At 34.5% G+C, this 12,241-nt stretch carries 10 protein-coding genes; 4 read left to right on the top strand and 6 right to left on the bottom strand.

Translation table 11 applies throughout. The features are described 5' to 3' along the window. Positions 1 to 499: 499 nt before the first annotated feature. The 3 genes from BFG57_RS07755 to BFG57_RS07745 form a co-directional block, all read right to left on the bottom strand. Positions 500 to 862 (bottom strand): VOC family protein, encoded by a 363-nt coding sequence (locus tag BFG57_RS07755; RefSeq protein WP_069716911.1) that lies wholly within the window; start codon positions 860 to 862, stop codon positions 500 to 502. A gap of 141 nt (positions 863 to 1,003) precedes the next feature. After that, the gene (locus BFG57_RS07750) at positions 1,004 to 1,687 is read right to left on the bottom strand and encodes a response regulator transcription factor (protein WP_069716910.1); all 684 of its coding nucleotides are present in this window, start codon (positions 1,685 to 1,687) and stop codon (positions 1,004 to 1,006) included. 165 nt (positions 1,688 to 1,852) lie between these two features. Further along, positions 1,853 to 2,713, bottom strand: a complete 861-nt coding sequence (locus tag BFG57_RS07745) for an MBL fold metallo-hydrolase (RefSeq protein ID WP_069716909.1) — start codon at positions 2,711 to 2,713, stop codon at positions 1,853 to 1,855. A 313-nt stretch (positions 2,714 to 3,026) separates the two neighbouring features. Between BFG57_RS07745 and BFG57_RS07740 the strand changes: the two genes are divergently transcribed. Continuing rightward, on the top strand, positions 3,027 to 4,217 hold the full coding sequence (locus BFG57_RS07740) for a glycerate kinase (protein WP_245676719.1): 1,191 nt from the start codon (positions 3,027 to 3,029) through the stop codon (positions 4,215 to 4,217). Between the two features lie 127 nt (positions 4,218 to 4,344). Here BFG57_RS07740 and BFG57_RS07735 read toward each other — a convergent pair whose 3' ends face one another. After that, entirely contained in the window at positions 4,345 to 5,769 is a 1,425-nt protein-coding gene (locus tag BFG57_RS07735; protein ID WP_069716908.1) for an NAD-dependent succinate-semialdehyde dehydrogenase, read from the bottom strand. A 173-nt stretch (positions 5,770 to 5,942) separates the two neighbouring features. Beyond that, positions 5,943 to 6,605, bottom strand: coding sequence for a type 1 glutamine amidotransferase domain-containing protein (locus BFG57_RS07730; RefSeq protein WP_069716907.1), 663 nt, complete (start codon positions 6,603 to 6,605; stop codon positions 5,943 to 5,945). A 149-nt stretch (positions 6,606 to 6,754) separates the two neighbouring features. Here BFG57_RS07730 and BFG57_RS07725 point away from each other — a divergent pair, with 149 nt between their 5' ends. After that, positions 6,755 to 7,600, top strand: coding sequence for a LysR family transcriptional regulator (locus tag BFG57_RS07725; protein WP_069716906.1), 846 nt, complete (start codon positions 6,755 to 6,757; stop codon positions 7,598 to 7,600). A gap of 31 nt (positions 7,601 to 7,631) precedes the next feature. Here the strand turns inward: BFG57_RS07725 and BFG57_RS07720 are convergent, their stop codons facing one another. Further along, the gene (locus tag BFG57_RS07720) at positions 7,632 to 8,690 is read right to left on the bottom strand and encodes an endonuclease/exonuclease/phosphatase family protein (RefSeq protein ID WP_083249128.1); all 1,059 of its coding nucleotides are present in this window, start codon (positions 8,688 to 8,690) and stop codon (positions 7,632 to 7,634) included. Between the two features lie 1,069 nt (positions 8,691 to 9,759). Here BFG57_RS07720 and BFG57_RS07715 point away from each other — a divergent pair. Continuing rightward, positions 9,760 to 10,821 carry a glycosyltransferase gene (locus BFG57_RS07715; RefSeq protein WP_069716905.1) on the top strand — a complete coding sequence of 354 codons (1,062 nt, stop codon included), beginning with the start codon at positions 9,760 to 9,762 and terminating at the stop codon, positions 10,819 to 10,821. After that, complete coding sequence (locus BFG57_RS07710; RefSeq protein ID WP_069716904.1) at positions 10,821 to 12,104, top strand: protein kinase family protein; 1,284 nt, start codon at positions 10,821 to 10,823, stop codon at positions 12,102 to 12,104. Before BFG57_RS07715 ends, BFG57_RS07710 begins: the two co-directional genes overlap by 1 nt. Positions 12,105 to 12,241: the final 137 nt, after the last annotated feature.

The raw sequence follows: 12,241 nt of genomic DNA, 5'->3' as shown, positions 1-12,241 counted from the left end.
CCGCCAGCGTTCGTCCTGAGCCAGGATCAAACTCTCCGATAAAAGATTGTTTGAAACTTGCTCGCACAATGTGTTCATTCCGTTCAGTTTTCAAAGAACATTTTTGATGTTTACCAACTCTCGTTGGCGACAAGTAATATCATAACATCTCAATAAAATTAAGTCAACACTTTTTTAAAAACTTTTTTCTATCACCTAACGTTCCTGTTAGGCGCTAGATTTCTAATTATATTAAAAACCCATACTAAAATCAAGACATTTTTTAAAGATTATTTTGGGTTTTACAATAGGTAATTTATTATCTTTAAAATTATCTATTCAATACTAGTAAGGACAATGAAATTCGTTGTACTCATATATAAGTAAATCTCAATATGTCATTCCCGCATACTCATATACAAACTTCCACCAATTTAAACTAAATCACTCTAAAACATAAACAAAGAACATTCTATTAGATAATAAGCAGAAATGACTAATCTTCACCTAACTTGAATTATTAACTTTTCAACAAATATTGATTTCCCTCTTCATCTCTAAATTGCACAAATGTTCCCCATTGCATTTCTTTTGGTTCATCAATAAATTGAACACCGTTTATTTTCAATTGCTCATATGTATCAAATACATTATCACACTCTAATACAATAGAAGCCTTCATACTTTCTGAACCTTGCATCATCGACTTTGGATATAAAACTAAACGTGTTTGAGCATTTTTTGGTGCCACTTCAATCCAACTAACATTCGGTCCCATTGGAAACTCAGCTACAACCTCAAAACCAACCTTATTCGTCCAAAAATCCTTTGCTTTTTGTTGATCATCCACATACACTGCTACAGTAGCAATATTCTTAATCATCAATAGTTCCTCCTTAATATGCTTATTCAATTAATAACAATGATTAATATACTACATTAACAACACAGGTTATTTTATTCCATTGATATCATTCTAAATTGAACAGGTTGTGTTGCTATAGATTAAAGTAAGTAATAACGTTTATGTATGTACACTAAATTGGTAACCCAAACCTCTGATCGTTTTAATTTCTCCCTCAGTATTCGACCAATTTCGTAATGATTGCCTAATCCGTTTAATCGACAAATCTACCGCTCGATCACTTCCATCATAATCTATTCCCCAAACATGTTCTATTAACTGCTCTCGTGTAAATGTTTGATTTGAATTTTGCGCAAGGAAGATTAGCAATGATAAGTCACGAGGTGATAAATTCAGATCAACTCCATTCAAAGATACCGTAACAGCTTTCAAATCAACCTTCAAGCTACCGAAATATCGTACCTCATGCTCTTCATAGACTTGCTTCGGTCTTCTAAGCACTGCGTTTACTCTAGCAACAACTTCATCACCGATAAAGGGCTTTGATATATAATCATCTGCACCAGAATTAAGTCCGGTTAATTTATAATTTATATCCCCTAATGCCGTTAACATGATAACTGGACAAGAGCTAATGCTTCTAATTTCTTTTAAAATACTCCAACCGTCTCGGTTCGGCAACATTACATCTAATAGAACGAGAGAAGGCTGAATATTATCGAATTTCTCAATTGCTTCATCACCATCAAATGCCGTTTCCGTTTGAAAGCCTGCTTTCTCTAAATAAGCTTTTAACACACGAGAAATCGCCATTTCATCCTCTACAATTAAAATCATCCCCATCTCTCCTTATTATCGATTTTATACGACAAATAATACTATGTATTAAATGAATATACTTTTCAAATTGGCACTAAAGGATAATCTAATAGAAGTCTTATCCTCATCAATGAATAAGACTTCTATTTATCAATGAAAACATATTTACTTCTTTTTCACATTACAAGTTCATTTTTGCATTGTATACCCGTTAACAAAGTATTCAATTGTTTCTAACTCATGCTCATCCAATTCTCGGTTCACTTCTTCTGCATACTTATTTTGAATGCTTGTTTGATCACCTTTAAGCATGTCTGTGTATTTTGCAATTGTTCGTAACAGTGCTACTTCACTTTTGAATTCTTCTTTCGAAAGCATTTTTGTATGAGAAAGCACGTACGTTTCTGCATCAAAGGTTTCTAACATATTTAACAACTCAACTGTTTTCTGAACAGTATAGTTAATTTGCTTCGAAAAAATATCTGGATAAATACAATCTGCTAAAAATAGTACTTTTTCTTCTTTTACAAAAACGACTACTGAATCTTCAGAATGGTCCCCACCTACTTGCTGTAATACACATGTGACGCCACCTAAATCAATTTCTACGTATTTGTCGAATGTTAAATCTGGTACTGTAATTGTAATGTCTCGATGATCGACAAATTCTTTCTTAATCGCATTTGCGCAAAATTCAATTTCAGTTCCTTCTCTTACTCTCTCATCTATAGCTTCATCTGACCATGATAATGGAATTAACTTCTCTATTTCAGCTTTCGTTTGAACTGATGACATGGATATAACCTCAGGTAAAGACGAAAGACCAAAGATATGATCCCAGTGCCAATGTGTGATTGCTACAATATTCGGTTTCGGAACTTGTTTTTTAGCAAGCTCTTCTAAAAATAATTGAGTATGGTCTTCAGAATTACCCGCATCGATCATTAGAACCTTACGATCACCAACTACCATGCCTAAAACAGGACGATCTGTCTCAGAAACAGGGGTCATATACCAAAATCTCTCTCCAATTTTCTCAATCGTTTGCATCATTATTTCCTCCGTCATCTCATTGTTGTGTTACTACATGCATCAAGGCTGTATTATCTTTCTCAACTCATTCATTATTTATCACATAGCTATGAAAGAATTACTTTATTAATACATTCTCTAAAACATTATATCTTTTCATAGATTAATAGAGAAGATCAATAAAGGACGATGTTGATTGTATCATTATAGTGTTTAAATTAAGGGTTTATTGGAAACTTAAAATACTACATTACATGCTAAAATGAATATCAATGAAAAATTACTCAATCCTATCATATCTAAATTGAAATCGCTTGTAGAGTATAACATTATGAAAAAGTCGAAGGTTATCGTAGCAAGTACTGACCTAAATAAAGAAGGAGACGCTATGAACATTTTAATTGCACCTGACTCATTCAAAGGAAGCTTAAGCGCTCTTAAAGCTAGTATGATTATGAAACAAGCCTTTTTAGATGAATACGAAGGAAGTCACGTTGAGATCGTACCTATGGCTGATGGAGGTGAAGGTACGCTTGAAACATTAATTTATGCAACTGGAGGAAAGCAGATATCAATTGAAGCGACTGGACCTCTTGGGGAAACAATTACTACTGAATATGGCATCTTAGGAGATCGAAAGACTGTTGTAATTGAAATTGCAGCTATCTCTGGTTTACCGCTCGTTCCTAAGGAGAAAAGAAATCCTCATAATACAACTTCTTATGGGGTTGGAGAAGTAATCCTCGCAGCAATTAATGAAGGCTATCGAGAATTCATCATTGCGCTTGGTGGTAGTTCGACAAATGACGGAGGCTTTGGCATGCTTCAAGCACTAGGAGTTTCCTTTCTAACAGAAGAAGGATCCCCTGTTGACCAATATGGACGAAGCTTGCAATACATCACCCAGATCGATTGGAATACTATTAATCCCCTAGTTTTTGAATGTACATTTAAAATAGCTTCTGATGTTAACAATCCCCTTTGTGGTGAGAATGGTGCATCGTTTACTTTTGGTCGCCAAAAAGGTGCAACGAAAGAACAAATCATTCAACTTGATCAGCAATTATTATCATTTAGTAATCTTGTTGAAAGTGCGACAGGTAAAGATGTCAAAGATCACAAAGGTGCTGGAGCTGCTGGTGGACTTGGCTTTGCTTTTCTACACCTTAATGGAATCATAACATCTGGAGCAGAACTTGTAGCAAAAGAAGTAAATTTAATACCCGCTATAAAAAAGGCTGATTGGATACTAACTGGTGAAGGACAAAGTGATCGTCAAACATTATACGGGAAACTTCCCTATTATATTGCTAAATTGGCAAAACAAGAACATACACCGATTTCACTTGTATCAGGTAGTTTAGGAGATGGATATGAGCAACTATTCCATTACTTCACAAGCTGTCACACAATCACAATTGGCCCTATGACTTTAGAGCAATGCTTCAATCAAGCAGAAGAGCTTCTTTATCATGAAACAAAAAACCTTGCTCGACTATTATCAGTTACAAAAAAGTCGTAATACGAAAGAAGATAGTGTTATTTTGAGATTATGATTATTTGTGGTCATTCTTGTATAAATAAAAACAGGTTCAGAGAATTAGTCTGAACCTGTTTTTTATTTATAACCTAGGAAATAATGAGATTGTTTAGGAACCTATTGATATATACTTCTGTTCTAGATACTCCTCCATACCGTAATAACCACCTTCTCTACCGATACCACTTTCTTTATAACCACCAAAGGGAGCTTGAGCAGTTGAAGGTGCACCATCGTTCACACCAATTACACCATATTCTAAACGATTCATAAACAATACAGCTTCATTCATTTTTTCTGTAAATACATAAGCAGCAAGACCATAAGGACTATGATTTGCCCTATTGATCACTTCTTCAATTGTTTTGAAAGTCGTAATAGGCGACAAAGGCCCGAATGTTTCCTCCTGCATACAAATCATTTCATCCGTAACATTACCTATTACAGTAGGCTGTAGAAAGTATCCTTCCTGCTGCATGATTCGTTTACCACCTGTTAAAATAGAAGCTCCTTTTTTTACAGCATCTTCTATGTGATTTAGTACTTTACTAATCGCTTTTTCATTAATTAACGGTCCGATATCAACGTTATCTATTAACCCGTTACCAATCGAGAGCTGCGAAGTTCGTTCGACTAACTTAGCTGTAAATGATTCTACAATTTCTTCATGTATATAAAAACGATTTGTTGCAACACATGCCTGACCAGCATTGCGGAATTTTGAATGAATAGCACCTTCAACCGCTTTATCAAGATCCGCATCCTTTGTGACGATAAATGGTGCATGTCCTCCTAATTCTAATGATACTTTCTTCATTGTATCAGCAGCTTTTTTCATTAACAGCTTACCAACCGGTGTAGAGCCAGTGAAAGTTAACTTTCTTACTTTCGGATCACTTAGCCACACTTCACCAATCTGTTTAGCATTACCTGACACAACATTAATTACTCCTTTTGGAAAGCCAGCTTCTTCTGCTAATTGAACTAACTTCAAAGCTGTGAACGGAGTTTCTTCAGAGGGTTTCAATACTACCGTACAACCTGATGCTACTGCTGGTGCAAGCTTTCGAGTAATCATAGCTGCCGGGAAATTCCACGGAGTAATTGCAGCAACTACCCCAACTGGTTCTTTTTTTACAATAATTTGTTTATTGGGAGATGAGGATGGAATCGTATCACCATAGTTCCGCTTCGCTTCCTCTGCATACCACAATACATATTGATTAGCATATTCAATTTCTGCTAAAGCTTCTTTTAATGGCTTACCTTGCTCAACTGTCATAATATGTGCTAATTCATTTTTATTTTTTTCTATTAGGTGATGCCATTTATACAGTAGACGACTTCTATCATCTGCTGTTCGTTTCGACCAAGATATAAATGCAACTGTTGCTGCCTCAACTGCCAATGTCGCTTCCTTAGCGCCACTGTTGGGAACTGTACCTATTAATTCTTTCGTTGCGGGATTATATACTGAGATCTGTTCATTAACATGAATCCATTCACCGTTTATATAATTTTGATTAATAAACATCTACAACACCCCTTAACCTGTTATCGTTACATTTAGACTATCATCACCATTAGGGGATGAGTACTTCCTCTATCTTTGGGGGAGATAACAAAACGTTATCTTAAATATGTGAACACTTTTGTAGGTACAGAAAAACCTCGGTGCATTACACCGAGGTTTTTCATGCCTTATATTTATTTCAATACTTTAATAAGTTCATTTGCAATTGCTTCAGAAGAAACAGGGTCACGACTTGTAATGATTTGGTCATCTGCCCAAATAGCAAGCTGTGGAGTATCTAGATCAGCAACATATGTTCCAACTTTGTTCAATTCTTGTTCTACACTGTATGGAAGAAATTCTACTACTTCTTCAGGTTCATATGCATCTGGGAATGCAGTTACTTTCTTACCTTCGATAATTGACTTCCCATCTTCTCTTAACGTAAACGCTAATACAGAAGGAGCGTGACATTCAGCTGCAACAATACCTTTGTTATCATAGATTTCATTAATCAAGCGATGAGAGTGCGGGTCATAAGCGACATCAAACATCGGTCCGTGTCCACCTACAAATAGAATCACATCATAGTCTTTTCCTTGTAAGTCAGCTAAACGAACTGTATCCTTCCAACGTCCAAGCTTTTCAAACTCTTTTGATTTTCCTTCTGGATCAAATTGTTCATTTAATGAAAACTGATCGACCAATCCGTCGCCACCTTTAGGTGAAGCAATCGTTACGTTATGTCCCGCTTCTTCTAACATCGTTAATGGCACGTGAAATTCCTCTGACCAGTAACCTGTTCGATATGATTTAACTTGTATTCCGTTTGAAATAACCATTAATACATTTGCCATGTGTGTTCCTCCTAGTATGTTATCTATAAATTTGTCTAATCTCTTGAAAGTTGTTTTCGCTACAACCATAGGTTATCATCAAATTAATTAAATATGTACTTCCTATATGTTTGATGGGAATAACAGAAGGTTATAAGGATGAGATTTAAATGAAAATTGAATGGTTAGAAGCGTTTCAAATAACAGCAGAAACCCAAAGCCTTACGAAAGCAAGTGAAATCTTGCACATGAGCCAACCCGCTCTAAGTAAGCAAATTCGAAATCTTGAAGAAGATTTAGGTGTAAGTGTATTTATCCGCTCATCTACAGGTGTTCGTCTAACTCAAGCTGGTGAAATCTTATTAAAAGGCACCCATAACATTTTACGAGAAATCAACTCAGTTCGAAAAGAAATTAGCCTTAGTCAAGGTGTAGAAAATATTACAATTGGCTCTTGGCCTAGTATCGCAACGTCTTACCTTCCATACAAATTAGCAAAACAAGATTCAAAAGATAGATTCAAAATCAAAATCTCACACAGCTTCTTAGAACTATTGTCCAGACTTGAGAACGGGTTAATTGATGTTGCATTATTCGATGATCGAGAAATCCAACATTCTTATTATTCTAAGCCATTATTCTCAGAATCGTTTTTATTATATATAAATGTAAACCATCCATTATATTCAGGACAAGCTTCTATAGCGTTTGATGAGATTAAAAGTGAGGAATTTCTAGTCCTATCCTCTACTTGTGATGCTAGAACACTTGTTGAGAAAGAATTCAATACTCTCGGATCCCCTCTAAAGATCGCTTCTGAAATTGAATTCGGGCAAAGCATCTTAGGATTTGTCGAAGCAAACCTTGGTATAACAATCCTTCCCGAATTATTCATTCAGAACATCTCAGATAACGTAAAAGCAATACCTATCGATGGATTCAATGCAACAAGAAATGTCTCACTCATCGCAAGTGATGAAACAGTTGGAAAAAGAATGGTAGCCTTATTAAAATAATAAGGCTACCATTCTCTTCTTAAAAAGCTGCTTATTTCAACTTCAAAACCGTAGTAACTGGATTATGGTCACTATGTTCAAATTCTAAGTCATGCCCCTTCACATCTACAATTTCAATATTCGGTGAAACTAAAAATCCATCAATAATTGTTACAAAATTCTCTCCCACTACATACGGCTTTACATCATCCCGAACGGTCCATACAGTGGAATCGACTGACCATTGAAATCCACCCTCTGTAAAATCCTCTGGTAATTGTACGAGCCATTCAGGCCATTCATTCATAAATTTCGGATCTTTCAGTTGAACATCAGATAGAAGCTGATTCCAATCGCCACCTAAAACAACGTAATCACCATTATTGTAGTGCACATTCATATATTTTTTTAAGAAATCAACTTGCTGAGCTCTTATTTTCCCACCTTTATCATAAGCAGATAAATGAACATTTACCATTCGTAAATACTTTCCGTTATCAACGGGTATTTTCGTTTCAATAATAGCTCGATCTAATTCAAATAGTTGAACAGGCCATTTCTCTCTTCCTGGAAGCTGATACCTTGTAGCCTCATCTATCTGATACTTAGAAAAAGTATTCATCCCACTATTCGCATGCCCCATCGGTCTAAGAAATGGAACTGGTACCCATGGCGTATTATAGTTATACGCAAAGGTTGATCCATATCCTTTTAAAGCTTCTTTAAACATTATCACCTGATTTGTATCATAGGATCGTCTAGATTTCTCATCTATTTCTTGTATAAGAATAAAATCAGAATCTGTTTTATGTAAAAATGCTTGAATATTTTCAAGGTTAGTCAATGTTTGCTCTTTACTACTGGAACGTGAGCCTTTCCCCCCGTCCATAAAAAAGTCTTGGTCTTTGTCTAACCCCCCATAACCAATATTAAAAATAGTCGTACTAAATGGCTCTCCCTGCTTCAATACTTTTTCGTTGTTATTCTCAACTTCCAACTTAATTACATCTTCAGGAACTTTCTCTGTGAAAGTCATAAACGTTAAAAATAATATAAATGTAAGTCCTATAAGTCCTATTACACCAACAAACAATTTCAAAATTTTTCTCACATGGATGCCACCTTTTTACTAATTTCATATTATTCTAGGTTACTATTATTTTAAGTTTTACAACATGATAATGTAACTTACTTTCATTATAATATTTTGCTGGAATAATTACACCTTTTTACGAAATATTCTTACTTTTTAAAACGTATATTTATTCATACCAATTAACGAGCAAATTTCCATTTCTCATATTAGTTAATAAGATAATTTTATTGTTTTGTATTTTTTTACAATTAATTGCACATTTATAAATGTTAAACGTGTAAAACCTATATTAAGGCAGATACAGTTGACCTTCATCTACTAATCATTCGCACAAAATTTTGGTCTGCTACTCTATCTACGTTTTTTTATAAATCTAATATATAACTCACTATTACATGAATTTACTCGATATATTCACTTCTACTCTCCTCAATTCTGGAATTAGCAGAATAAACATAACAAGCATCGATAAACCTTCTGTTATGTAAAAATTCATAACCCTTTCAAACCGAATACTACTGATAGTAAAAAGTAAATGTCTAACTCCACTAAGAAATAAAGCTTCTTTTTACTTGAGCAATCGATTAAAAGGAATTGGTTCCAAATAAATCAATGCTGGATGGAAAATATCCAAGTCCCTTCAATTCGTGTAGACTTGATTGAAAATCTTGAATCTAAAAAACAAAAATTAATTTTTGAATAATTAAGTCTAACTTCCATACTCCCCTGCTCATTATTCTAAGATTTAAAGAACTCGTCTTAACATCAATTGAAAGGCAATAGAAGCTTGAAATTAAATAATTCACGCTACTGCCTATTAATATTTAGGTATTTCTACCACACTACAAATAGTTCTAATGAATAGATTATTAGAAAGGCAAATAACGAAAATTAATCCGATTCTTTTTACAAATAAATGATAAAAGGTTTTATCAAATAAAAATTCGTTTTGAAATCACAGTAAATTTTTTAAAATGTTTATTATCTTTTATAAAACCAAAGCAATTCCCCTTCAAGTCTATATATGAATCCAATCGTCAAACCAAATATTTGCCTCAATTACAATTTGAAAGGAGAATGATAAATGCCTACAACCATGCATTTAAACTTAAGATTGGACCAAACTCAATACATTCCTCAAATAAGGGAAATACCGGGATATGATTATATCCATTTGATTCGACAGCCTAAGTATATAATCGATCCGTGGCTTTTAAATGAGAAAGTGTATTACCTTAATGAGATCTTATCACCACATAAATACGTCAAACAAAATAAAGTCTCTCTATTACATGCACACCATGGTCAATTGGGATTATTATTACTTCCATTTAAGGAAGAAACAAAATTACCTTTAGTAACGAGCATACGAGGAGTTGATGCTACTCTTGCCGAAGGACGAGTCGGTTATTACGAAAACATGAAGATACTTTTTGAAAAAGGAGAATGTTTTTACCCTGTTTGTCAGTATTTAGCCGATAGAATTAACAATTGGGGGTGTCCAGCAGAAAAAATTAAAGTTTTATATGGTGGCGTCGACCTCAATCAATTCACATACACACCTCCACAGCAAAGAAATACTCAAAATATTCTATCCATGGGAAGGCTTGTTGAGAAGAAAGGACACCATGTCTTAATGCAAGCTTTTCAAAAGATCAAAACCAAGTTCCCTCATGCTACATTAACTATTATTGGTAGAGGAGAGCTTGAAGAACCTTTAAAACTATTAGCAACTCAACTTAATTTAGGAGAATCGTTCCGGTTATTAAAGCATATTCCTAAGGATCAAGTCCAACAAGAAATGGCTAAGGCAGACTTATTTTGCGCTGCAAGCTTAGAAGCAGCAGATGGAAATGTTGAAGGAATACCCAACACAATAAAAGAAGCAATGGCAACTGGCTTACCCATTATTTCTACTACCCATGCAGGAATTCCTGAATTAGTAACAAACAATACAGACGGAATATTAGTAGAAGAAAACAATGTGAATCAATTAGCTGAAGCTCTAGTATTCATGTTGGAAAATAGAAACCTTTGGGAGCAATATACGTCTGCAGCCCGTCAAAAGGTGGAACGAAACTTTAACCAAATTAATCAATTGCAACAACAAGCAAAATTCTATGATGAACTGTTAGGAGGGAAATGATGACCAATTTCAAATCCATTACTGTAACAAAAGGCGAAGGGACATTAATAATTGATAACCCTACTAACTTTCCATTGGTAGGACATGGTGCTCAAGGTGCTGTGTTCAAACTCTCTGAAGATCGTTGTGTGAAAATATATGAAAATACTGAACAAGCAAAAATGGAGCAAGAATCACTAAAGGCAGGGCAACATTTATCGTTCATGCCTAAAGTATATGAGACTGGATCAAATTATGTAATTATGGACTATTTTTATGCCCCTACTCTGAAGGATTACCTTAAAAATAGTATGCATATGGAAGAGTCAATGGCTAAGAAGCTTTTAACTATTTTAAAAGAACTAAAACAAGCGGGTTATAATGTAGTTGATGCACCTTTAAGGCACATTTTTGTTCTTGAAAACGAAGAACTAAAGCTAGTTGACCATGTGAACGCATTCTACAAAACTAGTCCGTTCCCGATAAAATTATTAAGGGATTTAAAATTAATCCTTTTAAAAGAATCATTTTTAATGCATGTGAAAAAATTGGAACCAAAGCTATACAAAGAATGGGATATGTTTTTCAATGGAAATGATATTGACTTAAAAACAATTTCAGTAGTACCTGGTGGCTCGGGAACTTCAGTCAAGGTTGATACCGCTTTTCGACCTAAGTTAGTTGGGCAAGGTCATCAAGGTGCTGTATTTCGATTATCTGAAGATCAATGTGTAAAAGTTTATCCTAATGTCAATCATGCCCAACAAGAAAAAGAAGTCCTTGTATCATGCAAACACTTACCATTCATCCCTAAAGCTCTGAAAACCAGTTCAAACTATATTTTAATGGAATATCTCCTTGGCCCAGATCTAAATTCATTTTTAAAAAAGCAACGTGCTTTCCAACGTACTCTCCCAGAAGATATAACAAGGCAAATTCTCGAAATTTTAAAGATGATGAAAGCAGAAGGTTTTAAACAAATCGATGCACCTCTACGCCACACCTTCTTAACAATTGATGGTTTAAAATTAATCGATCATGTCTATTCTTTTACACGTGAACAAGATCGCCCACTCGAACTATTTGAGGACCTACAATTATTAAACTACTTAGACCCTTTCCTAGAACAAGTAAAAGCAATAGACCCCAAAACTTATAACGACTGGACCGAGTCACCTATTCCCCCAATTATAGACACACTAAATTATACAGGTCCCCATATTAAAGACGAAGAAATGCAAAAAATCAAATCCCCTGAACAGATCGTAAACGAACTACTTATTAGAGATATCACTCGACAGTAAGTAACTAAGAACGACATGATCTTAATTACCCTATTCGATAATCGAATAGGTACATAGAAAAATAAAACTAACTTTAGTTATTTTATTGACTTTTGTTAATGCGTCATATCGATTGTTTCACTACAATACAATCAAAA

Origin of the sequence: Bacillus solimangrovi (genome assembly GCF_001742425.1) — a bacterium.
In the GTDB taxonomy this organism is placed as follows: domain Bacteria; phylum Bacillota; class Bacilli; order Bacillales; family Bacillaceae_N; genus Bacillus_AV; species Bacillus_AV solimangrovi.
This window is presented reverse-complemented; position numbering and strand designations above follow the sequence as displayed.

Bases quoted from the DNA above. Each gene is read 5' to 3' on its own strand.
- BFG57_RS07755 (WP_069716911.1), bottom strand. From the start codon at position 862: ATGATTAAGAATATTGCTACTGTAGCAGTGTATGTGGATGATCAACAA.
- BFG57_RS07750 (WP_069716910.1), bottom strand. From the start codon at position 1,687: ATGGGGATGATTTTAATTGTAGAGGATGAAATGGCGATTTCTCGTGTG.
- BFG57_RS07745 (WP_069716909.1), bottom strand. From the start codon at position 2,713: ATGCAAACGATTGAGAAAATTGGAGAGAGATTTTGGTATATGACCCCT.
- BFG57_RS07740 (WP_245676719.1), top strand. From the start codon at position 3,027: ATGAAAAAGTCGAAGGTTATCGTAGCAAGTACTGACCTAAATAAAGAA.
- BFG57_RS07735 (WP_069716908.1), bottom strand. From the start codon at position 5,769: ATGTTTATTAATCAAAATTATATAAACGGTGAATGGATTCATGTTAAT.
- BFG57_RS07730 (WP_069716907.1), bottom strand. From the start codon at position 6,605: ATGGCAAATGTATTAATGGTTATTTCAAACGGAATACAAGTTAAATCA.
- BFG57_RS07725 (WP_069716906.1), top strand. From the start codon at position 6,755: ATGAAAATTGAATGGTTAGAAGCGTTTCAAATAACAGCAGAAACCCAA.
- BFG57_RS07715 (WP_069716905.1), top strand. From the start codon at position 9,760: ATGCCTACAACCATGCATTTAAACTTAAGATTGGACCAAACTCAATAC.
- BFG57_RS07710 (WP_069716904.1), top strand. From the start codon at position 10,821: ATGACCAATTTCAAATCCATTACTGTAACAAAAGGCGAAGGGACATTA.